Source organism: Thioalkalivibrio sp. XN8 (genome assembly GCF_011058255.1).
Taxonomy (GTDB): Bacteria; Pseudomonadota; Gammaproteobacteria; order Steroidobacterales; family XN24; genus XN24.
The window spans coordinates 63,656-85,533 of sequence record NZ_JAALFH010000033.1 but is presented as its reverse complement, the minus strand read 5'-3'; the positions used below and the strand labels follow the sequence as shown (position 1 = coordinate 85,533).

The window sequence follows — 21,878 nt, the reverse complement described above, 5'->3', positions numbered from 1 at the left end:
GGACGGTTGCCCGGGCCTGTACCCAGGGACGGACGCGGGGCCCTGCCGAGTAGTCGGCGGGGCCCCGCTCGTCTCCAAGAGGAAAAAAACATGGCTCGACACTTCTTCGCCGCCCTGACCCGGAACCCCATCAGCCTGGCCGGCACGGCACTCGCCGTCGCCTCGTTGACGCTGATCGTGGCGCTGTTCATCGTGCATGCCGTCGGTTTCTCGGGCGGGCCGTACCTCGGCATCGTGACCTTCCTGATCTTGCCGATGTTTTTCGTGCTGGGCCTGCTGCTGATCCCGGTCGGCATTTACCGCCAGCGCAAGCGCGCCGCAAAATTGGCGGCGGAGGGCAAGGCGCCGCCGCTGTTCCCGGTCATCGACCTCAACCAGGAGACCACCCGCAAGGCGGTGGTGGTCTTCCTGGTCCTTACGCTGGTCAACATCGTGGTTATCGCGGGCGCCACCTACAAGGGCGTCGAGGTGATGGATTCGAACGCTTTCTGCGGCCTGGCCTGCCACTCGGTGATGCAGCCGGAGTGGACTGCGCACCAGCGCTCGCCCCACTCCCGCGTGCGCTGCGTCGACTGCCACATCGGCCCGGGCGCCGACTGGTTCGTGAAGTCGAAGCTGGACGGCGCGTGGCAGATGGTCGCCGTGGCGCTGGATATCTACCCGCGCCCGATCGAGACGCCGCTGCACGATTTGCGCCCGGCGCGCGACACCTGCGAGCAGTGCCACTGGCCCTATGTATTCGTCGGCGACAAGCTGAAGATCGAGACAGTCTACGACGAGGACGAGGTCAACACCGAGCTGAAGAGCGCCATCCTGCTCAGGGTCGGCGGCCTGGCGGGCCGCGAGTCCTCCGGTATTCACTGGCACGTGGATCCCAACATCCAGATCCGCTATCGCTCCGACGAGAGCCGGATGGAGGTTTACGACATCGAGCTGACGCTGGCCGACGGGACCACCAAGGTCTACCTGGCCGACAATATGCCCGAGGATCCGGGCGAGTGGCGCACCATGGACTGCGTCGACTGCCATAACCGGCCAACCCACATTTACCGCACGCCGGCCGAGGAGCTCGACATGATGCTGTCGAGCGACAAGGTCGACCGGACGCTGCCGTTCATCAAGCGCGAGGGCGTGCGCCTGATCGAGGAAGCCGACTACCAGACCCACGACGACGCGCGGGTCGGGCTGGCCGCATCGCTGGAGACCTTCTACCGCGAGAACTACCCGGAGCTGGCGGTGGAGAAAGCCGCCGCCATCACCGAGGCCGGTGACGCCCTGGGCGACATCTTCAGCTGGAACGTGTTCCCCCACATGCGGGTGCGCTGGGACACCTATCCGGACCACAGCGGCCACCCGCCGATCCGCAGCCGCGAAGATGCGCCGGGCTGCTTCCGCTGCCACAACCGCGAGCACAAGACAGCCGAGGGCGAGGGCATCTCGCGCAACTGCTCGCTCTGCCACACCGTGCTGGCGACGCGGGAAGAAAACCCCGAGATCCTGCAGAAGCTCAACCCGTAGCAGGCTGCCGGGGAAAAGTTCCCAAGGACTTGCCACAATTGCCCGCCGCCGGAGCGCTGAGTAAAGTGCAGCGCTCCGGCGGAGTGGACCACGCATGTACAAGAATATCCTGCCCCTGTTCCTCGCAGCGCTGGCGCTGCTCCTTTGCGCGTCGGCGGCGCGTGCTGAAGTCGAGTGGCTGAGCACGGGCCCCGACGGCGAAACGAAGATCGTCGTCTGGTACTTCTACTCCGACACCTGCCCGCACTGCATCGAAGCCAAGCCCTTCGTCGCCAGCCTCGACGCGCGGGACTGGATCGACCTGCGCGCCTTCGAGATCACCAAGACCCGCGACCACGGCATCCTGTATCGCGACACTGCGCGCGCCATCGGCGAACAGGCCCGCAGCGTGCCCGCCTTCCTCTTCTGCGGCACCATGCATACCGGCTTCGACAACGCCGAGACGACCGGCGCCGTGCTGCTGGCGCGCCTGGAGCACTGCCGCGCCAACCCGGAGGACGCCATCGCCATGTTCACGGGCGCCGGCGACGCCGGGCCGAAGGCCGGCGAAGTAATGGGCGTGCGGGTGCCGCTGCTCGGCATGATCGACCCCTCGGCATGGGGCCTGCCCATCCTCACGGTGGTGATCGCCGGGCTGGACGCCTTCAACCCCTGCGCCTTCTTCGTGCTGCTGTTCCTGCTCAGCCTGATGGTGCACGCGCGCAGCCGCGCCCGCATGCTGCTGGTGGGCGGGACCTTCGTCCTGATCTCGGGGCTGATCTATTTCGTGTTCATGGCCGCGTGGCTCAACGTGTTCCTGCTGCTCGGCGAGCTGCGGGTAGTGACCATCATCGCCGGCGTGATCGCGGTGGGGCTCGCCGCCATCAACATCAAGGACTATTTCTGGTTCCAGTCGGGCGGGCCCTCGCTGTCCATCCCGGAGTCGAAAAAACCGGGCATGTACCAGCGCATGCGCAACCTGGTCGGCGCCAAGAGCACCCTGGCGATGCTGGCCGGCACCGCCGTGCTGGCGATCGTGGTCAATTCCTACGAGCTGCTGTGCACCGCCGGGCTGCCGATGGTCTACACGCGCATCCTGACGCTGCGCGAGGCCGATACCTTCGTCTATTACATGTACCTGGTGCTGTACAACATCATCTACGTCATCCCGCTGCTCATCATCGTGCTGCTGTTCGTGATGAAGTTCGGCTCACGCAAGCTGGGCGAGGCGGAAGGCCGGCTGTTGAAGCTGATGTCCGGCATGATGATGCTCGGACTGGGCGCGCTGATGCTGGTCGCCCCGACGGCGCTGAACAACGCCGGCATCGCGATCCTGCTGCTGCTCGGCGCCGTGGCGCTGACCTGGGTGATCCATCTCATCAGCCGCCGGGCCGGCCTGATATGATCGGGACATGAGCCCGTCCCGCACCGCGCGCCGCCTCGCGCCCGCCGTCATCCTCGCGCTGCTGGCAGGCTGCGCTACCCAGTCCTGGTGGGTCCGGGATCTCTCGGCCTGGGAGGGCGCGCCGGTCGAGGAATTGCTCGACGCCTGGGGCACGCCGCTCCGGACGCTGCCCGCCGAGCCGGGCCGCGTCGTGCTGGTGTACGAGCGCACACGCGAACTGGACCACCGGATCGAGCGGCTGGCCGAGCCCGGCGCCCGCCTCGATCCGGCGCGCAGGCCGGCCGGCTTCGTGCCGGCAGGCCGCAGCGACTGCCTGCTGTTCTTCGAAGTAGAGGCGGACCGGGTGGTGGCGACCCGGCACGAGGGGGCAGCCTGCGACATCGTGCCAAGAGAGCCCGAGCGCCGGCGCAGCGACCCCGCCTCCGGCCGGCGCTGACTGCTCGCGGCTACCGCGGCGCCGGGCCGGCCCGGAAGGGATAGGCGGCAAAAATCTCGCTCACCGTCGCGTCCAGCGTGCCCGCCGGGTCTTCCCGGGTAGCGCTGTTGACGCGCTGCACCGCCCTGCCTTCCCAGACGAGCTGCCGGCGCTCGGCATCGACCAGGTCGATGAAGATCGTGCCCTGCTCGTAGCGATCGACGTAGGTGTCGTAGTTGTACGCCGGCCACGGATAATAGTAGTAGCGCCAGCCCCACGGGGCCGGCCAACCCGGGCTCGGCACCGACACGATTTCCTCGACGGTCTCGGTGGCGACGGCGAAGTTCACCAGCAGGTCGGGGTCGGCCTCCACCTGCCGGTAGCCGCGGGCTTCCAGTTCGCGGCTCACCGCGGCCATCAGCCGCCGGTCGGCGATGCTGTCGTAGCTGCGGGCCACGCCGCGTTCCTCGCGGTCCATGAAGGCAAAGGTCCGGTACTGGCTGAAATCCACGCTGCGGTCGTAGTCGGTCGTGACCCTCGGCGCCATGGCGGCGCAGCCGGCCAGGAACGCCAGCATGGCGGCCAGCGCCACAGCCCGCGCGGTTTTCTTGCTCATCGCTGCCTCCATGGGTCCGACCCTCGTCCGCATCCGGGTCACAGGTCTTCGTAGTTCTCGAGGTCCGCCAGTTCCCGGCTCAGGCGCCGGCTTTCCGCCAGGGCCTCAAGCGTGCGCCGGGCGGCGGTGCCGGGCCCGCTGCGCTGGGCTTCGCGCCGGCCGAGGTCCGGCAGGAGTTCGACCGGCTCGCCCTCGCCCGTGAATTCGAAATCCGCATCCGCGGGGAAATCCTTGCGTGCGTATCCACTCATTTTTGGCCCTACTCCGCCTTTCGGGTTGTCATTGCCTTGTTCGTGCCCGCCCTGCCAACGGTTCCACCGGCGGCCCCTATGCCCTTAGATGGCGCCTCGCGGCGAAAATTCAATCGCTCGCGCCAGGCGCGTCTTTGCCCTATATTCCGGGGCTTGCAGCGCGCCCGGCGGGAGTCGCAGGATGATGCTCAGGGCCCGGCAGAAACTGGGCAAATACCGGATCGAGAAACGGCTGGCCGACGGCCCGCTGGCGGCCGTGTACCAGGCCTACGACACCATCCACGGCCTGCGGGTCGCCCTGAAGATCCCGCACCGCCGCATGATGGACGACTATTTTCTCGCGGACTTCCGCAAGGAGGTCCGGCTGCTGGCGAAGCTCGACCATCCCAACATCCTGCCAATCCAGAACGCCTGCTTCATCGACGGCTACTTCGTGATCTCGATGCCGCTTGGCCTGGAGACCCTCGGCACCCGCCTGCAGAAACGCATCTCGACGGCCAGGGCGCTGGATTTCACCCGCCAGATCCTGGCCGGGGTCGCCCACGCCCACGAGCACCGAATCATCCACTGCGACATCAAGCCCGACAATTTCATCATCTTTCCCGACAACCAGCTGCGGCTCGCCGACTTCGGCTTTTCCAAGCTCGCCCGCGGCCGGGTCCTGGAAGCTTCCGGCTCGGGCACGGTGGGCTACGTCGCGCCGGAGCAGGCCATGGGGCGCCCGGTGCTCGCCTCGGACGTGTTCTCGGTCGGCCTGGTGCTGTATCGCATGTTCGCCGGCACCCTGCCCCGCTGGCCCTATGACTGGCCCCCGCCCGGGGCCGCCCGCCTGCGCCAGAAACTCCACCCCGACATGGTCGCGCTGATCCGGCGCGCCATCGAGGTCAAGCCGTCCCGGCGGTTCCGGGACGGCATGCGGCTGCTGGCGGCCTTCGAACGGATCCGCCAACCCGCGGCGCGGCGGTGACGGCAGCCATCGCGGAAACCTCCTTCCGCCTCGCCGAGGCGGAAGACACCGTGGAGCAGCTGTTGCGGGCCGCCGACGGCGCCGCCGTCGCCTGGGCGCGGCCCTGCGCCGGCAAGGAGCGCGGCGAGGACGCGTTGCTCGTGTTGTCGCTCGACGCACAGCATGCCGTGCTGGCCGTCGCGGACGGCATGGGCGGGCTGCCCGGCGGCGGGGCCGCCGCGGCCGGAGCGATCGACACCCTCGCCGCCGTGGTGGAACGGGAGTACGCCGCCGGCCAGGCACTGCAGGCCGCGATCCTCGACGGCATCGCCCAGGCCAACGCGGCGGTCCTGGCGCAGGCCAACGGCAGCGCCACCACCCTGGTCGTGGCCGAGCTGTGCGCGGGGCGGATCCGCGCCTACAACGTCGGCGACTCGGAAGTGATCGTCCTGGGACAGCGCGGGCGGCTCAAGCTGCGGACCCTGTCGCATTCCCCGGTCGGCTTCGCCGTGCAGGCCGGACTGGTGAACCAGGAGGAAGCGTTGCACCACGAGGACCGCCACCTGGTGTCGAACTTCCTCGGCAGCCATGACATGCGCATCGAAGTCAGCTCCGCCGTGCGCCTCGCGCCGCAGGACACGGTGCTGGCCTGCAGCGACGGCCTGGTCGACAACTTGCGCCTGGAGGAGATCACCGCCCTCCTGCGCTGCGGCCCGCTGGACCGGCAGGTGCGCAGGCTGGCACAGTCGGCCGTGGCGCGCATGGAGGGCGCGCCCGAGGAGGCGCCCGGCGCGCACCCGAGCAAACCCGATGATCTCACGCTGGTGGCCTTCAGGCGCCGCCCCGGCAAGGCGGTGGAAGGGCGCCTGCCGCCGCCCCGCCAGCTGACGCTGGAACCGGAGAACACATGAGCAGACTCGTCCTCGTCCTCGCCGCCCTGCTGTTGCTGGCCCTGGCCCTCCCGCTGCCCGCCCGGGAGCCCCTGCTGCTGATCCACGGCGGCGCGGGCACGCTGCGGGCGGCCGACATGACCGCCGCGGCGCGAGCCGAGTACGAGGCGGCGCTGGACGAGGCCCTGGTGGCCGGCTGGCAGGTCCTGGCGGCAGGCGGCAGCGCGCTCGACGCCGTCACTGCGGCCATCGTGCCGCTGGAAGACTCGCCGCTGTTCAACGCCGGCCGCGGCGCCGTGTTCACCGCCGAGGGGCGCAACGAACTCGACGCCTCGATCATGGATGGCGCAAGCCGTGCGGCCGGGGCGGTCGGCGGGGTGCGCTGGGTACGCAACCCGGTGCTGCTGGCGCGGCGCGTGATGGAGGACTCCCCGCACGTGTTCCTGGCCGGCGACGGCGCCGTCGAGTTCGCCATCGACCAGGGGCTGGAGCTGAAGCCCGCCAGCTGGTTCCGGACCGAGCAACGCTGGGAACAGCTGCAGCGCTCGCTGCTCACGGGCGCACTGCCGACGGCGGCCGACCAGGGCCGCTTCGGGACCGTAGGCGCGGTGGCGCTGGACGCCGCCGGTGGGCTGGCGGCCGCGACCTCGACCGGCGGCACCACGGCGAAGCGCTGGGGCCGGCTGGGTGACGTCCCGGTAATCGGCGCCGGCACCTGGGCCGACGAGGGCTGCGCAGTCTCCGCCACCGGCGACGGCGAGTACTTCATCCGCGCGGCGGCCGCCCACGCCATCTGTACCCGCATCGCCCTGGCCGGCCAGTCCCCCGACGAGGCGGCGGCCGGCGTGCTGGCGGAAATCCGGGCGCTGGGCGGGCTCGGCGGCGTGATCGTGCTCGACCGCGCCGGGCGCGCCAGCCTGTCGTTCAGCACCGAGGGCATGTACCGCGGCCGGGCCGATGCCGCCGGCCGCGAAGTGGCGATCTTCGGCGGCGAAGGGCCCTAGAGCGCGTTGCTCACCAGCCAGGTGACATAGGCGAGATAGCCCGCCAGCAGCACGGCGCCCTCCGGCCGGCCGATGCACCTGCGCACCAGGATCAGCGGCAGCAGGACCACGGTGAAGGCCATCATTACGCCCATATCGATCATGGTGATGCCGCCGCGTTCCAGCGGCTGGATGGTCGCGGTGATGCCGAGGATGGCGAGGATGTTGAAGAAGTTCGATCCGACGACATTGCCGACGGCAATGTCAGCGTCACCGCGGCGCGCGGCGACGATGCTGGTGGCGAGTTCCGGCAGGCTGGTGCCGACGGCCACGACGGTGAGGCCGATCACGGCCGAAGGCACCCCGAGAATCTCGGCGAGATCCACCCCGCCGCGCACGAAGGCGGCGCCGCCCCCCACCAGGGCGATGAGCCCCGCCAGGATCAGCAGCACGTCGACGCTGGCGCCCACCCGCGGCCGGACGATCCCCTCGAACTCCCGCTTCACCTCGTCTTCTTCCTGCTCCGGGCGCCCGACCCGGACGTTCCAGAACAGGAAGGCCGCAAGCCCCGCAAGCAGGATCACGCCGCCCAGGCGCGTCAGCCCGCCGTCGTAGAGAAAGGCCGTCAGCAGGCCCGAGACGACGATCAGCCACGGCAGGTCGATGCGGATCAGGCGCATGCGCACCACGGTCGGCGTCAACAGGGCGCAGATTCCGAGAATCAGGCCGATATTGGCGATGTTGGACCCGACCACGTTGCCGACGGCGATGTCGTCCACCCCGGCCAGCGCCGCCTGCAGGCTCACTGCCAGCTCGGGCGCGCTGGTGGCGAAAGCCACGATGGTCATGCCGACCATGAAGGGACTCATGCCGAAACGCAGCGCCAGGTTGCTCGCGCCGCGCACCAGCCACTCCCCGCCGCCGTAAAGCAGCAGGAAGCCGAGCAGCAGGAAGCCGATACTCACGAACATCTAGGATCCGGGGGCGGCGAAGTAGCGGGCCAGGTAGTCCTCGAACGGTTCGGGCGGGGCATCCTCGAGCTCGCGCTGCGCCTCGTGGGACTGTGCCGCCTCCGCCTCGAACTCGGCCAGCCGCCCCGCTGACATCGGCGGCAGGGCGGCGAAGTAGTCGGCGTGCTGGCGGGACATGCGCATGGCAAAGCCGAAGAAGGACTCGCCCTCCTCCCGCATCTCCGCCAGGATCCTGGCCGAGGGCGTCAGGCCCGGATCTTTCACCTTGTCCGCCTGCAGCTCGAGGGCGGCGCTGTAGGAGCGGGCCGGGTCGCCGCGGTCCAGCAGTTCGCAGACCGGGGCCAGCTGCCGGCACAGCTCCCGGCCCCACGCCGCCAGCGGCCGGTGCTGCCCGGCGATATCCAGCACCAGGGCCGGGTCCCGGCCGCTCACCGCCACCCGGGCGTGGTTGGCGTCGAGTTGCGCCACCTCCTCCGCGCCGAGCGGCGGGCTGTCGTGCAGCATGCAGAACACCAGCAGGGCCTCGAGAAAGCGCAGCTCGTTCTGGCTGACGCCGGCGGGATCATAGGGACTGACGTCCAGCGCCCGCACCTCCGCGTACGCCACGCCGGCACGGCGCAGCGCCAGGGTCGGCCGCTCACCGGGGCGAATCGGCTGCTTGGGCCGGATGTAGCCGTAGTACTCGTTCTCGATCTGCAGCGCGCTGGTCGACAGCTGGCGCCACTGGCCGCCCGGCGCCACGCCGATTTTCTCGTAGGGCGGCCAGGGCGAGCGGATCGCGTGCTCCAGGCCATCGATGTATTCCTCCAGGGAGTTCATCGACAACTGGATGCCGGCCTGGTTGGTGTTGCGATAGCCGAGGTCGCTCATGCGCAGCGAGGTGGCGTACGGCCCGTACCAGGTGGCGCGGTCGAAGGACGGCAGGCCGGGGTCGCGCCCGCCGAGAAAGGACTTGCACACGGCCGGCGAGGCGCCGAACAGGTACATGACGATCCAGCCGTAGCGGCGGAAGTTGCGCAGCAGGCCGAAGTACATCTCGTCGCGGAAGTTGCGGTCGGCGCTGTCGCGCCCCTCGCTCTCGCCCAGGGCGGACCAGAACGCCTCCGGCAACGAGTAATTGAAGTGCACGCCGGCAATGGTCTGCATCACGCGGCCATAGCGGTAACCGAGGCCGAGCCGGTAAATGTGTTTCATCCGCCCGACATTGGAGCTGCCGTACTCGGCCACGGGCACGCTTTCGTCCCCCCCGACCGCGCAGGGCATGCTGGTGGGCCAGAGCGCCTCGTTATCGGGCAGGCGCGGGTACACGAACTGGTGGATGTCACAGAGGAACTGCAGGGTCGCCCAGTTGGTGTCCAGCGGCGGCGTGACGAACTCGAGCAGCGCTTCCGAATAGTCGGTGGTGATCCACGGATGCGCCACGGCGGCGCCGAGCGCGGCGGGATGGGGCGTCCGGGCGATGCGCCCCTCGGGCGTAACCCGCAGGGACTCCTTTTCCACGCCGCGACCGCCGCCGCGCAGGCAGTCGGCGTCGAGGCGGGCGAGGCGCGACAGCCGGCGCTCAGCGAGGTCGAACATGCGTCTCAATCTCCCGGCAGCCGGGCCGCGGGTCCGTGGGACTGGCGATTATACGCATCGTCAGGCGCTTTCGAGGCAAAGCGTGACCCGCGTCATGGGCCGGACGCCCGGCGCCTGATATCCATCCGCTATGACGCCCGAAATCCTGATCATGGAGCCGGATGCCGAGCTGTGCGGCCGCCTGGCCGACTATTGCAGTCGGCGCGGGTACCGCACGGCGGCAGCCGCGGATTTCGCGTCGTTGGCCGAGCAGTGGCACCCGGAACTGCGCTTCGTCACCTTGTCCCTGTCCGGCAACCGGGGCGACGGCGTCGACAGCGTGCGGTTCCTGAGCGAGCGCGCCTGCCAGGCGGGGCTGATCATGACCGGGCTGGCCCCGGTGCGGGTGCTGAACTCGGCGTCCAGGCTGGCCCGCGCCCGCGGCCTGCGGCTGGTGGGGCAACTGCAACATCCCTTCAGCGAGGCCGATTTCGGCGCCCTGCTGATGCTGCCGGTCACGGACGAGGACGAAGGCACCAGGGCACTGCGGCTGCAGCTGAGCCATGAGATGATTTCCGACCGCCTGGACCGCGGCCGGATCCAGCCCTGGTTCCAGCCCAAGATCGACCTCGAAACGCTGCGGCCCGTCGGCATGGAAGCGCTGGCCAGGCTCGATGATCCCGAGCGCGGCACCCTGCCGCCGGCGACATTCATCCGGGTGGCGGAGGAATCGGGCCTCATCTTCGCCCTGACCGAGGCGCTGGTCTGTCATGCGTTCTCCGCGGCCGCCCGGTGGCGCGCCAACGGCGCGCCGCTGCAGCTCGCCGTCAATATTTCGCCCTCGCTGCTGAGCGACGAGCGGCTGCCGCAGACGCTCGTCCACTGGGCCGATACCTTCCGCCTGAAGCCGTCCCAGATCACCCTCGAGGTCACCGAGAACTGGGACGGCAACAGCAGCGTGGACACCCTCGAGACCCTGACCCGGCTGCGCCTGCAAGGCTTCGAGCTGTCCATCGACGACTTCGGCACCGGGCGCTCCAACATGGCGCAGCTCAACGAGCTGCCCTACAGCGAGCTGAAGCTGGATCGCTGCTTCGTGCGCAACGCCCTGGTGGACGACGAGGCCGCCGCCATCCTGCAGTCGAACATCCGCCTCGGCCACGAGCTGCAGATGCGCGTGGTCGCCGAGGGCATCGACAACCTGCGGGTGTGGAACCTGGTCTCCGACCTCGGCTGCGACGAGGGCCAGGGCTACTTCGTCGCCCGCGCCATGGAGGGCGACAAGGTGCTCGACTGGGTCCGCCGCTGGAACACGACCCGCGGCACGGGCTGACCGCCTGCTCAGGACTGGTCCTTCGCCAGCTCCTCCTCCACCACTTCCATGGTGTGCGCGGCGTACATCAGCGACGGGCCGCCGCCCATCATCACCGCCACCGACAGCACTTCCATGATCTCCTCGCGGGTGGCGCCGAGCCGCATGGCCGCGGGCACGTGGAAGGCGATGCAGGGATCACAGCGCGAGGCGACCGACAGGGCCACGGCGACCAGCTCCTTGGTCTTGTGGTCCAGCGCGCCCGCGGCCATGGCCTGCTCATGCATCAGGTTGAAGCCCTTGAAGGTGTCCGGCTGGCCCTTGCGGAAGCCGGCGTTGGCCTTGTTGATGCGCTTGCGCATCGAGGCATAGGTGTCATCGGTCATAATAGGGGTCCTGGTGAAGACTATGGGCGCATCTTAAAGGTTGCGCCGGGAGCAAGCATTGACATGGGTCGGCTGATCGAAGGCAAGTGGCGGGACGAGTGGTACGACACCGAGTCCACGGGCGGCAAGTTCGTGCGCTCGGAGGCAGTGTTCCGCAACTGGGTCACGGCGGACGGGCGCGCCGGCCCGAGCGGCGGCGACGGGTTCAAGGCCGAGCCCGGCCGCTATCACCTCTATGTCTCGCTGGCCTGCCCCTGGGCCCACCGGACGCTGATCTTCCGGGCGCTCAAGAACCTGCAGGACGCAATCAGCGTTTCGGTCGTGCATCCCGACATGCTGGAGCACGGCTGGGAGTTCCGCGCCTGCGAGGCCGGTGACTTCACCGTCGGCGACCCCCTGTTCGGCAGCGACTACCTGCACCAGGTCTACACCCGCGCCAAGCCCGACTACACGGGGCGCGTGACGGTACCGGTGCTGTGGGACCGCGAGCGCAACACCATCGTCAGCAACGAGTCGGCGGACATCATCCGCATGCTGAACAGCGCCTTCGACGCCTGGACCTCGGCGGCGGCCGACTACTACCCGGCCGGGCTCCGCAAGGAGATCGACGCGGTCAACGAGCACGTCTACGCCAACGTCAACAACGGGGTGTACCGCTGCGGCTTCGCCACCACCCAGGCCGCCTACGAGGAAGCCTTCGGCGCGCTGTTCGAGGCTCTCGACTGGCTCGACGGGCTGCTGGCCGAGCGACGCTTCCTTGCCGGCGACCGCCTGACCGAGGCGGACTGGCGCCTGTTCACGACCCTGGTCCGCTTCGACCCGGTCTACGTCGGCCACTTCAAGGCCAACCTGCGGCGCATCCGCGACTATCCCCGGCTGTCGCACTACACCCGCCAGTTGTACCAGGTGCCGGGTGTGGCGCCGACGGTTCATCTCGGTCACATCAAGCGGCACTACTATTACAGCCATCGCATGATCAACCCGACCGGCGTCGTGCCGCTCGGCCCGGAACTCGATCTCGACGCGCCGCACGACCGCGGGCCGGCGGCGCCCTGAACGCCCAAGCAGGCACTGGAGCAAAGTTGATGAGTATCAAGTCATGGTGGTCCCGAGTACGCAGCCCGGCGGCGCCGCGGCGCGGTGTCGCCCGGGCCGTGGGCGCGGCCCTGGGGATCCTGCTGGTGTTCCTGCTGATTCTCAGCTGGTACTGGTCGCGCGAGCCCGACACTTTCTGGGTGAACTGGGAACAGGGCGGCCAGCCGGCGATGACGGGCTACGCCACCACGCACACGCTGCTGCGGGTCTCCAGCACGCTGCTCGAGAAACCGGGCGGCTACCTGACCAATGACGTCACCCTGCCCGGCCTGTGGCTGGACAACATCCCCAACTGGGAGTTTGGCGTGCTGGTGCAGGTCCGCGACCTGGCACGGGTCATGCGCAACGATTTCACGCGCTCCCAGACACAATCGGTGGAAGACCCGGCCCTGGCCGAAGTGGAGCCCAACTTCAACTTCGACAACGACAGCTGGATCCTGCCCTCGACCGAGTCGCGCTACCGCGAAGCGATCAGTTACCTCGAGGATTTCGAGGCGCGACTGACCGGCGCCGGAGAGCCGGCGGCGAATTTCTATGCCCGCGCCGACAACCTGCGCGAGTGGCTGGCGGTGGTCGAGAAGCGGCTCGGCAACCTGTCGCAGCGGCTGTCCGCCAGCGTCGGCCAGGTGCGTGTCAACACCGACCTGGCGCTCGACCCGTCCGCGGACGCGGCCCGGCCCCAGGGCGACAACGTGGTGGTGAAGACGCCCTGGCTGGAGATCGACGACGTGTTCTTCGAGGCACGCGGCACGGCCTGGGCGCTGCTGCATTTCCTGCGCGCGGTGGAGTACGACTTCCGGCACGTGCTGGAGGACAAGAACGCGACCGTCAGCCTGCGCCAGGTGATTCGCGAGCTCGAGGCCAGCCTGGCGCCGATGCGCAGCCCGATCGTGCTGAACGGCGGCGGTTTCGGGATGTTCGCCAACCACTCGCTGGTGATGGCGTCGTACCTGTCGCGCGCCACGCAGGCGATCACCAACCTGCGGGAGCTGCTCGCCGGCGGCTGAGGCTCAGTCCCCGGCCAGGTAGGCCCGGATGAATTCGTACTCGGCGGCGAGGGTCGCCTCGGTGTCGCGGGACACCAGCGCCTCGAGCTTGCCGCCGACCAGCGGCACGGAAGCTTTCACCGTAATCGCTACCTCGTTCACGCAGCCCTTGCCGGCGGCCGCGAGCTTCATGGTCCCGGTCATCACGGCCGGCACGCCGCGCGCCTCGATGGTGAGCTCGTTGCGGTAGGCGTTCTTGCCGGCCGGCTGCCAGTGCTCCGACTGGAGCAGCGTGTTCCACTCGCCGAGCAGCCCGCGCAACACCCGCGGCACCTCGATCGGGACCTCCCGGCTGATCTCGATACGGAAGTCCTCGCCCTGCTGCTCGGCCGAGACGACTTCCACCGCGCGGTGACCAATGCCCTCGAACTTGGCCTGGTAGAACCCGGGGTCGCTGAAGGCGGCCCAGACCGTGGCCAGCGGGTGGTCGTACTGGTGGCGGGCGCGGACGGTGACGCTCATGGGAGCCGCTCCGTGGTGATGAGGGTGGCCAGATTAGCGGCTCGAGCCGCCACCCTCAACGGGCGCGAGCAGGTTGCGTTCCCCCTCCACCTGCTCGACCGCCAGCCGCACCTGGGCCGTGAACTCCAGGAAAGCCTCCAGCAATTGCGGGTCGAGCGCGTCGAGGAACGCCAGCGAAGACAGCAGGCGCAGGTCGCCGGAGCCGGCCTGGAACTGGCCGACATTGAGCACCTGGTTGAGTTCCAGCGCGAAGTCCTCGAGCGCCGCCGCGTCGGCGCCGGGCGCTGCGGGCCAGCTGCGCCAGACCATGACCCGGTCCAGCCCGGCCGGATCCAGCAAGGGCTCGAGCTGCAGGCGCTCCGGACCGCGTTCTGCCGTTACCAGCGTCTCGTCGGTGACATGCACCTGCCAGCCCCGGCCGAGCAGGTAGCCGGCCAGCAGGTTCGCGGCTTGCGCTTCCTGCGGCGCCGGCATGACGAGGCCCTGGGGCGCGCGCGGCGCGGCGCAGGCGGCCAGGCCGCAGCACGCGAGAAGCAACAGGACACGGAACGCCGGCATGGTCTTACTTTATCGGCCCGGCCGCCGGCTGCCTATACTTGGAGCCCGTTCAATGCATCGCGAGGAGAATCCCATGTCTGTATGTCTCGTCACCGGCGCCAACCGCGGCATCGGCCTGGCCCTGTGCCGGCAGCTGGTGGAGCGCGGGGACCAGGTCATCGCCGCCTGCCGTCATGACTCGGACGAGCTCGAGGCACTGGGCGCGCGCGTCGTCACCGGCGTCGACGTGGGCGACCCCGCCTCGATCCGGCGCCTGGCGGAGGAGCTCGAGGGCCAGCCGCTCGACTGGATCATCAATAACGCCGGCGTGCTCCGGCGTGACACGCTCGGTGGCCTGCAGGACGAGGCGCTCGACGACGTCTACCTGCAGTTCCGCGTCAACTCGGTCGGCCCCCTGCTCGTGACCCAGGCGCTGCTGGGCAACCTGCAGTCGGGCTCGCGAGTCGGCATTGTCACCAGCCGGATGGGCTCGATGGGCGACAACGACTCCGGCGGCTACTACGGCTATCGCATGAGCAAGGCGGCCGTGAATGCCGCCGGCCGTTCGCTGGCCATGGACCTCAAGGAGCGCGGCATCGCCGTAGCGCTGCTGCATCCCGGCTACGTCCGCACCGGGATGACCGATGGCGGCGGCGATGTCGAGCCGATGGATGCCGCGGCCGGGCTGATCGCGCGCATGGACGAGCTGAACCTGGAGAACACGGGCAGCTTCTGGCACGCCAAGGGGCAGGAACTGCCCTGGTGACCGCCGCCGCGCGCCCAGGCCCGGACTCGGCATGGTGACGGGACCCGTCGTCCTGGTGGCCCACCGCGGCCATGCCGCCGAGTGGCCGGAGAACACCCTGCCGGCACTGGATTCCGCGGCGTCCGCCGGCGCCCCATGGGTCGAGATCGACGTGCAGCTGACCGCCGACGGGGTCCCGGTGCTGCTGCACGATGCCGACCTGGAGCGGGTCGCCGGCCGGGCCGACGGCATTTTCGAGCTCGAGGCCGCGGCGCTCGGCGGGATCGCCGTGGGCGAGCCGGCGCGCCTCGGGGACCGGTTTCCCGCGGCGCGCATTCCGACCCTCGCCGCCTTCGCCGCCTGGCTGCGCGAGCGGCCGGCGCTGCGCGCCTTTGTCGAGCTCAAGCACGAGAGCCTTGCCCACTTCGGGCGCGAGCCGGTGCTGGCGGCCTGCCGCAAGGCCCTCGCGGGAGCGCCCGGGCAATGGGCCCTGATCTCCTACGATTACGGTGTCCTGGAGCTGGCGGCCCGCACTGGCAACGAGCCGCTCGGCTGGGTAGTGCGAGGCTTCGACGAGGCGATCGCCGCCCAGGCGCGCGGCCTGCCCGCGCGCTGGCTGTTCTGCAACCACGAGCGGCTGCCGCCGGGGCCGTTACCCCGGGGGCCTTGGGACTGGGTGCTGTACGAGGTGGCCGATGAAATCACCGCGCGCCGGCTGATCGGGCGCGGCGCGCGCTGGCTCGAGACCATGCGCTATACGGCGCTGGCCGCCGCGCTGGCGCGCGAAGCCGTATAATCCGCCGCCCATCATGGCCACCCGACGCAATCCCGACGGCAGCGAGACTGTCACCGACGGCGGCGAGCGAGCGCGGAGCCGCAAGCTGCGGCCGCTGCGGGCGCTCGCCCCGTTCCTGCGGCCCTATCGCGGGATGCTGCTGGCCGCGCTGTTCGCGCTGCTGCTGGCCGCGGGCGCCACGCTCAGCCTCCCGGTGGCGGTGCGCTTCATGATCGACCAGGGCTTCTCGGCCGAGAACGCCGCCCAGGTGGACCAGTATTTCCTGGCGCTGTTCGCCATCGCCGCGCTGCTGGCGACCGCGACTTCGCTGCGCTACTACTTCGTCAGCTGGCTCGGCGAGCGCGTCGTCGCAGACGTGCGCGAGGCGGTGTTCAGCCACATCCTGCGCCTGAGCCAGTCCTTCTACGAGACCACGCGCGCCGGCGAAGTGCTCTCGCGCCTCACCACCGACACCACCATCCTGCAGACCGTGGTCGGCTCCAGCGCCTCCATCGCCCTGCGCAACGTGCTGCTGCTGGCCGGCGGCCTGGTGATGCTGGCCGTCACCAGCCCCAAGCTCACCGGCCTGATCGTGGTGCTGGTCCCCGTCATGCTGCTGCCGATGATCCTGTTCGGCCGCAAGGTCCGCGTCCTGTCGCGGCGCAACCAGGACCGCGTCGCCGACACCAGCGCGCTGGCGGAGGAGATCCTGACCGCCATGCGTATCGTGCAGGCCTACGTGCGCGAGACCTGGGAGGCGGCCCGTTTCCGCAGCGCCGTCGAGGAATCCTTCGTCGCCGCCCTGGCGCGCACCCGCGCGCGGGCATTGCTGACGGCGGTGGTGATCCTGTTCGTATTCGGCGCCATCGTGCTGGTGCTGTGGTTCGGCGCCAAGGCCGTGCTCGCCGGCAACATGACCGCCGGCCAGCTCGGCCAGTTCGTGCTCTACGCCGTGCTGGTGGCCGGCTCCTTCGCGGCGCTGGCCGAGGTCTGGGGCGAAGTGCAGCGCGCCGCCGGCGCCATGGAGCGCATCATGGAGCTGCTCCAGACCACGCCCGAGATCCGCGATCCCGTGGCGCCGCTGCCGCCGGCCCGGCCCGCCCGCGGCGAAGTGCGCGTCGAGGGGCTCAGCTTCTGCTATCCGGCGCGTCCCGACCGCAGGGCGCTGGACGACGTATCGTTCGCCGTGCCGGCCGGCCGCACCGTGGCGCTGGTCGGCCCCTCCGGGGCCGGCAAGACCACCGTCTTCCAGCTGCTGCTGCGCTTCTACGATCCGCAGTCCGGCCGGATCACCCTGGACGGCGTCGATATCGCCAGTCTCAGCCTGGCCGAGCTGCGCGGCGCCATGGCCATGGTGCCGCAGGAGACGGTGATCTTCTCCACCGACGCCCGCGAGAACATCCGCTACGGCCGCCCCGAGGCCGGCGACGCCGAGGTGGAGGCCGCGGCCCGCGCGGCGCTGGCGCACGAGTTCATCGCGGACCTGCCCCAGGGTTACGACACCTACCTCGGCGAACGCGGGGTGCGGCTGTCCGGCGGCCAGCGCCAGCGCATCGCCATCGCCCGGGCGATCCTCAAGAACCCGCCCCTGCTGCTGTTGGACGAAGCCACCAGCGCCCTGGATGCGGAGAGCGAGCGCCAGGTCCAGGCCGCGCTCGACCGGCTGATGGAGCATCGCACCACCATCGTCATCGCCCACCGCCTCGCCACCGTGCTGAAGGCCGACCGGATCGTGGTGCTCGAGCAGGGCAAGCTGGTCGCGACCGGCACGCACCAGGAACTCGTGCAGCAGGGCGGGCTCTATGCGCGGCTGGCGCGACTCCAGTTCGCCGAGGGCACGGACGCCGCCTGAACACCTGGCCGCGGCCCGGGGCATTGCAGGGTCCCCTGAGCGGCATCTGCCTTTTTCAAGTGAAGGGGACCCTGCAATGGCGCGGGCCGCGGTCAGGGAATCAGCGGCGGTGCGGCCGCCGCAGCAGGGCGAGGCCCGCCAGCGCGAGGAGCAGCCCGCCGGGACCGAGCGCCTCCAGCGGGGCGCCTGCCCGCAGGTAGGCGAACACGAAGGCGCCCGCCACGAGGCCGAGCAGCGCGGCGCCGACCGGGAACGTCGCCCGCCGCAACAGCAGCAGCGCCCCGGCCAGCTCGGCTGCCGAGATCGCCCACACCGCCCACGCCGGCCAGCCGAGGACGGCGAAATGCAACACATGGAACTCGAACCTGGCCAGGCGGAGCACAGCGCGCGCGGCAAAGATCGAGGCTGCCAGGATGATCGTGAGCTGCAGCAGCGGCAGGCGTTTCATGCCCGCCCCCCGTTCTCGAACCAGTCCAGCATCAACTCGTCGATCCAGCTGTCGCCAAAGGCGGAGGGCAGGAAACCGCAGTGGCCGCCCCGCGCCGTGGCCAGCACGCGCAAGGGCTCGGGGCGGGCAAGGCGCGGCAGGTCCCGGGCCGGAATGACGGGGTCGTCCCCCGAGGCGACCAGCAGTGTCGGCGCGGTGACCGTGGCAAGGGCCTCGCCGACGATGGCGTAGCCGCTGAGGTAGGTGGCCAGGTCGGGAAACTCGCTGTAGTCCTGCACGAAGAAGTCGGTCATGTCGCGCAGGCCGCGAAAGCGCCGCAGGTTGCCGAAGTGGAAGCGCCCGGGGAACAGCCGGGCCTTGAGCTGCAGCGAACGCCGCCACTTCATCATGAAATAGCGTTCATACACACGCGGGCCGCGCTCCATGGCGTCGAGCGTGCTGACGGGATCCAGCACCGGGCAGACCGCCATCACCCGCGCCAGCGGGATGCCGTTGGCGTCGGCGCGCGCCGCCACCCGCAGCGCGAAGTTGCCGCCCAGCGAGAAGCCGCCGAGGCACATGGCCGTCTCCGGGAACAGCTCGGCGAGCCGCGCCACTGCGGCCACCACCTCGCGGATGCGATTGGAGTGGAACAGTTCCTCGTTGAGGTGATGGCTCGGACCGTGGTCCCGGAGATGCAGGCGGATGACCGTCCAGCCGGCAGCGTACAGTCGCATGGATGACGACAGCAGGTAGGACGAGTCGCCCGTGCCTTCCCAGCCGTGGATCAGGACCGCCAGGCCACGGGGCGCGCCGGCAGCGGGGGCATGCCAGGCGTGCAGCCGGACGCCCTCGCCGCAGTCCAGCAACAGGGTCCGGCTGGCGGCGAGCAGCGGCGCGGCACGGCGGCGCAGCAGCACGCGCCGCAACGGTGAGCTCACCAGGATGGACTGGACGTGCGGGTTGGCGATCAGCCCGGTCGGTGAGAAGGCGGGCTCGCGGTCAGTCGGCACCCTGCTCCTCGATCCGGATCGACGAGGAGCCGGGCAACAGCTCGACGAAATCCCGCCCCACCAGCTGGGACGGGGTGAGATGGCCGACGGCCCGGCGCATCTCCAGGACCCGCTCCGCGATGCCGAGCGCGGCATGGATGGTGACCTCGTAGCCGTTGGCCACCCGCACGCGCCCGGTCACCGTCTGCCCCCGGCCGTCGCTGGCCTCGCCCCAGACGAAGGTGGGCGTGCGGGCGCGCTCCTCGGCGCCCGGCCCATGGACACTCTTGTCGACCTTGCCCTTGAGCCAGGACTGCACCGGGCCCAGGCCCAGCAGCAGCCGGAACCAGTTCAGCCGGCGCAGCCGCTTCACCAGCTTCGGCGACGCCGGCAGGTAGACCTCGATGTCGGGAATGCCGGTGGAATACCAGGCGGTGGCCACGTCGCCCCAGGGGATGGTCATGGCGAGCTTCTCGCCGTCCCCGAAATCGACCCGCCGCGTGCGCCAGGCCAGCGGCACCGGCACCAGCCGGCCCTCGCGCCGGATGCGGCCCCCCTTGGCGAGGCCCTCCACCGAGGTGCGCGCCGTGCCCGGGCTCATCCCGCCCCGCGAGTCGAAGCCGAGCGCGAGCCGGCGCGCCTCCGGCAGCGCCTCCTTCAGCGCGGCGGCCAGGCAGTCCGTGGGCACGACGTCGAAGCCGACGCCGGGGCACAGCAGCACGCCGGCCATCCTGGCGCGCTCGTCGAGCTGGTGCGCCAGCTCGAACACCTGGATCTCGCCGGTGATGTCGAGGTAGTGCGTGCCGTTGCGAATGCAGGCCTCCATCATCGGGCGCGCGGTGGCGGAAAACGGGCCCGCGCAGTGGATCACCAGCGCGATCCCGGCCAGCCCCGCGTCCACCGCCGCCGGCGCGTCCAGGCTGAAACAGCGGTGGTCCAGCCCGAGCTCGCGCGCCAGCGGCGCGATCTTCGCCTCGCTGCGCCCGGCCAGCACCGGGGCATGGCCGCGGCGCACGGCTTCGCGCGCCATGAGCTCGCCGGTGTACCCGTTGGCGCCATAGATCATCCAGGGCTTGTTCATGACGTCTTCCCCTGTCCGGGCTGGGCCTCGAGAAACTTCTTCGCCCCGGTCTTCACCGCGGTGAAGAACAGGTCGGGGGCGAAACGCTTGAGCAGCAGGAGCCGGCGCGCCTCGGCGTGGGGCACCAGCATGAATTCCTTCTTCTTGACGCCGCGGCGGATGAAGCGCGCCACGTCCTCGGCAGTCAGCGGGGACTTCTCCATGAGCTTCAGCGCGAACTGGCGCGCGCCCTCGCTGCCGCTGAACTCGTCCAGCAGGTTGGTGCGGAAGAAGGACGGACAGGCCACGGTCACCCCGATCCGGTGCGGCGAAAGCTCGACCCGCATGGACTCCGAGAGCGAGATCACGGCGGCCTTCGAGGCGTTGTAGGCCGCCATGCCCGGCGCCGAGACGAAGCCGGCGGCCGAGGCGATGTTCACCACGTGGCCGGCACGGGCGCGGAGCATGGCCGGCAGGAAAGCCCGGGTAGTGGTCACCACGCCGAAGAAATTGACCTCCATGATGCGGCGCCAGTCCTCCTCCGGCGTGTCCGCGACGATGCCGGCGCCGGCAATGCCCGCGTTATTCACCAGCACGTCGAGGCCGTGCCAGCCCCGCCCGATCGCCGTGGCGGCCTGGCTCACCGAATCCGGTTCGGTGACGTCGCAGGCCAGCGCGAGGGACTTCCCGCCGGCGGCCTCCACCTCCGTCGCCACCCGCTCGGCGGCGTCGCGGTTGCGATCCAGGACCGCAACCCGCCAGCCGGCTCGCGCATATTCCAGTGCCAGGGCGCGTCCCAGGCCGCTGCCGCCCCCCGTAATGACGATTCGTTCTCGTTTCATGTGCGTCCGGCCCGTGTCGCTGCCCGCCAAATGGCACATAATGCACCAGAGCGCGAGCCTTGTTGAATCCGCGCGGAGCTCCAAGCCTCTCTATGGCGATAATTCACCTGATTCGTCACGGCCAGGCCTCCTTCGGCAAGAGGGAATACGACGTGCTTTCCGAGCTGGGCCGGCGCCAGGCCGGCGTGGTCGGCGAGCACCTCAACCGCAGCCGGTTGCGGCTCGACGCGGTGCTGAGCGGGAGCCTGCAACGCCAGCGCGACACCAGCGCGGCGATTCTCGCCGCCCTCGGCAAGCGCGCGCCGCGCAGCGACGAGCACGTGGCCTTCAACGAGTACGACCACGTGGCCGTGATCCAGGCCTACCTGCCGCTGTTCATGGAGCGGGTCGGCGAGCCGCGGGGCCTGACCCGCGCCGACGTGGTGACCGACCCCAAGCTGTTCGAGTTCGCCTTCCGCTTCATGCTGAAGGCGTGGATGGACAACCAGCCGCACGAGCACGAGAGCCTGGAGGACTGGCGCGACTTCTGCCACCGCGTCAGCCAGGGCCTGAACGACGTCATCACGGCCCACGGACCCAAGGCGCAGGTCGCCATCGTCACCTCCGGCGGCGCCATCTCGGCCATGCTCCGCGCCGTGCTCGGCCTCTCCAACAAGCGGACGCTGACGATGAACTGGAGCATTTACAATGCCTCCATCACGCAGCTCTACTACGGGCGCTCCCAGCGCCACGACGAAGCGCTGCTGCTCGGCTTCAACAACGTGTCGCATCTCGAGCTCGCGGGCGGCCGCGAACTGGTCACTTTCAGGTAACCGC

Annotated in this window: 24 protein-coding genes; 13 read left to right on the top strand and 11 right to left on the bottom strand. The window is 69.9% G+C overall.

Annotated features, from left to right (window positions below):
- The first annotated feature begins 90 nt into the window (after positions 1–90).
- The 3 genes from G6N75_RS03800 to G6N75_RS03790 all read left to right on the top strand — a co-directional run bounded on the left by G6N75_RS03800 (position 91) and on the right by G6N75_RS03790 (position 3,338).
- Entirely contained in the window at positions 91–1,518 is a 1,428-nt protein-coding gene (locus G6N75_RS03800) for a NapC/NirT family cytochrome c (RefSeq protein WP_165346749.1), read from the top strand.
- A 94-nt stretch (positions 1,519–1,612) separates the two neighbouring features.
- Positions 1,613–2,902: a thioredoxin family protein gene (locus tag G6N75_RS03795; protein WP_165346747.1), complete on the top strand. Its 1,290-nt coding sequence runs from the start codon at positions 1,613–1,615 to the stop codon at positions 2,900–2,902.
- A 7-nt stretch (positions 2,903–2,909) separates the two neighbouring features.
- Positions 2,910–3,338, top strand: a complete 429-nt coding sequence (locus G6N75_RS03790) for a hypothetical protein (RefSeq protein WP_165346745.1) — start codon at positions 2,910–2,912, stop codon at positions 3,336–3,338.
- A 10-nt stretch (positions 3,339–3,348) separates the two neighbouring features.
- Here the strand turns inward: G6N75_RS03790 and G6N75_RS03785 are convergent, their stop codons facing one another.
- Positions 3,349–3,933, bottom strand: coding sequence for a DUF4136 domain-containing protein (locus G6N75_RS03785; protein WP_165346743.1), 585 nt, complete (start codon positions 3,931–3,933; stop codon positions 3,349–3,351).
- 38 nt (positions 3,934–3,971) lie between these two features.
- Positions 3,972–4,184 carry a hypothetical protein gene (locus G6N75_RS03780; protein WP_165346741.1) on the bottom strand — a complete coding sequence of 71 codons (213 nt, stop codon included), beginning with the start codon at positions 4,182–4,184 and terminating at the stop codon, positions 3,972–3,974.
- A gap of 181 nt (positions 4,185–4,365) precedes the next feature.
- On the opposite strand from G6N75_RS03780, the gene G6N75_RS03775 reads away from it, so the two are divergent.
- The 3 genes from G6N75_RS03775 to G6N75_RS03765 are packed head-to-tail and all read left to right on the top strand — an operon-like array spanning position 4,366 to position 7,024.
- Positions 4,366–5,151 carry a serine/threonine-protein kinase gene (locus G6N75_RS03775; RefSeq protein WP_165346739.1) on the top strand — a complete coding sequence of 262 codons (786 nt, stop codon included), beginning with the start codon at positions 4,366–4,368 and terminating at the stop codon, positions 5,149–5,151.
- Positions 5,148–6,041: a protein phosphatase 2C domain-containing protein gene (locus tag G6N75_RS03770; RefSeq protein ID WP_165346737.1), complete on the top strand. Its 894-nt coding sequence runs from the start codon at positions 5,148–5,150 to the stop codon at positions 6,039–6,041. The genes G6N75_RS03775 and G6N75_RS03770 overlap by 4 nt, the downstream gene beginning before the upstream one ends.
- A complete protein-coding gene (locus G6N75_RS03765) occupies positions 6,038–7,024 on the top strand; it encodes an isoaspartyl peptidase/L-asparaginase (RefSeq protein ID WP_165346736.1) in 987 nt (328 codons plus the stop codon). The genes G6N75_RS03770 and G6N75_RS03765 overlap by 4 nt, the downstream gene beginning before the upstream one ends.
- Here the strand turns inward: G6N75_RS03765 and G6N75_RS03760 are convergent.
- Complete coding sequence (locus G6N75_RS03760) at positions 7,021–7,974, bottom strand: calcium/sodium antiporter (RefSeq protein WP_165346735.1); 954 nt, start codon at positions 7,972–7,974, stop codon at positions 7,021–7,023. The genes G6N75_RS03765 and G6N75_RS03760 overlap by 4 nt on opposite strands.
- Positions 7,975–9,552: a glutamate--cysteine ligase gene (gene gshA, locus G6N75_RS03755; RefSeq protein WP_165346734.1), complete on the bottom strand. Its 1,578-nt coding sequence runs from the start codon at positions 9,550–9,552 to the stop codon at positions 7,975–7,977.
- A 130-nt stretch (positions 9,553–9,682) separates the two neighbouring features.
- On the opposite strand from gshA, the gene G6N75_RS03750 reads away from it, so the two are divergent.
- Positions 9,683–10,864, top strand: coding sequence for an EAL domain-containing response regulator (locus tag G6N75_RS03750; RefSeq protein WP_165346733.1), 1,182 nt, complete (start codon positions 9,683–9,685; stop codon positions 10,862–10,864).
- An 8-nt stretch (positions 10,865–10,872) separates the two neighbouring features.
- Here G6N75_RS03750 and G6N75_RS03745 read toward each other — a convergent pair whose 3' ends face one another.
- Positions 10,873–11,229 (bottom strand): carboxymuconolactone decarboxylase family protein, encoded by a 357-nt coding sequence (locus G6N75_RS03745; protein ID WP_165346732.1) that lies wholly within the window; start codon positions 11,227–11,229, stop codon positions 10,873–10,875.
- Between the two features lie 63 nt (positions 11,230–11,292).
- Between G6N75_RS03745 and G6N75_RS03740 the strand changes: the two genes are divergently transcribed.
- Together G6N75_RS03740 and G6N75_RS03735 are read left to right on the top strand one after the other, a co-directional pair.
- Positions 11,293–12,285, top strand: coding sequence for a glutathione S-transferase family protein (locus tag G6N75_RS03740; RefSeq protein ID WP_165346731.1), 993 nt, complete (start codon positions 11,293–11,295; stop codon positions 12,283–12,285).
- Between the two features lie 29 nt (positions 12,286–12,314).
- Complete coding sequence (locus G6N75_RS03735; RefSeq protein ID WP_165346730.1) at positions 12,315–13,331, top strand: DUF2333 family protein; 1,017 nt, start codon at positions 12,315–12,317, stop codon at positions 13,329–13,331.
- A 3-nt stretch (positions 13,332–13,334) separates the two neighbouring features.
- Here the strand turns inward: G6N75_RS03735 and G6N75_RS03730 are convergent, their stop codons facing one another.
- On the bottom strand, positions 13,335–13,832 hold the full coding sequence (locus G6N75_RS03730; protein WP_165346729.1) for a DUF2505 domain-containing protein: 498 nt from the start codon (positions 13,830–13,832) through the stop codon (positions 13,335–13,337).
- Between the two features lie 33 nt (positions 13,833–13,865).
- Entirely contained in the window at positions 13,866–14,390 is a 525-nt protein-coding gene (locus G6N75_RS03725) for a hypothetical protein (RefSeq protein ID WP_165346728.1), read from the bottom strand.
- Between the two features lie 73 nt (positions 14,391–14,463).
- On the opposite strand from G6N75_RS03725, the gene G6N75_RS03720 reads away from it, so the two are divergent.
- The 3 genes from G6N75_RS03720 to G6N75_RS03710 are packed head-to-tail and all read left to right on the top strand — an operon-like array spanning position 14,464 to position 17,741.
- Positions 14,464–15,135: an SDR family oxidoreductase gene (locus G6N75_RS03720; protein ID WP_165346727.1), complete on the top strand. Its 672-nt coding sequence runs from the start codon at positions 14,464–14,466 to the stop codon at positions 15,133–15,135.
- 31 nt (positions 15,136–15,166) lie between these two features.
- Positions 15,167–15,910 carry a glycerophosphodiester phosphodiesterase family protein gene (locus G6N75_RS03715; RefSeq protein WP_165346726.1) on the top strand — a complete coding sequence of 248 codons (744 nt, stop codon included), beginning with the start codon at positions 15,167–15,169 and terminating at the stop codon, positions 15,908–15,910.
- Positions 15,911–15,923: 13 nt separating this feature from the next.
- Entirely contained in the window at positions 15,924–17,741 is a 1,818-nt protein-coding gene (locus G6N75_RS03710; protein WP_165346725.1) for an ABC transporter transmembrane domain-containing protein, read from the top strand.
- 100 nt (positions 17,742–17,841) lie between these two features.
- On the opposite strand, the gene G6N75_RS03705 is transcribed toward G6N75_RS03710, so the two are convergent.
- Genes G6N75_RS03705 through G6N75_RS03690 form a run of 4 tightly spaced genes read right to left on the bottom strand, consistent with a single transcriptional unit; the run spans position 17,842 to position 21,062 of the window.
- Complete coding sequence (locus G6N75_RS03705) at positions 17,842–18,189, bottom strand: DoxX family protein (protein ID WP_165346724.1); 348 nt, start codon at positions 18,187–18,189, stop codon at positions 17,842–17,844.
- Positions 18,186–19,181 carry an alpha/beta fold hydrolase gene (locus G6N75_RS03700; RefSeq protein ID WP_165346723.1) on the bottom strand — a complete coding sequence of 332 codons (996 nt, stop codon included), beginning with the start codon at positions 19,179–19,181 and terminating at the stop codon, positions 18,186–18,188. Before G6N75_RS03700 ends, G6N75_RS03705 begins: the two co-directional genes overlap by 4 nt.
- Complete coding sequence (locus G6N75_RS03695; protein WP_165346722.1) at positions 19,171–20,241, bottom strand: saccharopine dehydrogenase NADP-binding domain-containing protein; 1,071 nt, start codon at positions 20,239–20,241, stop codon at positions 19,171–19,173. The genes G6N75_RS03700 and G6N75_RS03695 overlap by 11 nt, the downstream gene beginning before the upstream one ends.
- The gene (locus G6N75_RS03690; RefSeq protein WP_165346721.1) at positions 20,238–21,062 is read right to left on the bottom strand and encodes an SDR family oxidoreductase; all 825 of its coding nucleotides are present in this window, start codon (positions 21,060–21,062) and stop codon (positions 20,238–20,240) included. The genes G6N75_RS03695 and G6N75_RS03690 overlap by 4 nt, the downstream gene beginning before the upstream one ends.
- Before the next feature lie 92 nt (positions 21,063–21,154).
- Between G6N75_RS03690 and G6N75_RS03685 the strand changes: the two genes are divergently transcribed.
- On the top strand, positions 21,155–21,874 hold the full coding sequence (locus tag G6N75_RS03685) for a histidine phosphatase family protein (protein ID WP_165346720.1): 720 nt from the start codon (positions 21,155–21,157) through the stop codon (positions 21,872–21,874).
- The last annotated feature ends 4 nt before the right edge of the window (positions 21,875–21,878 follow it).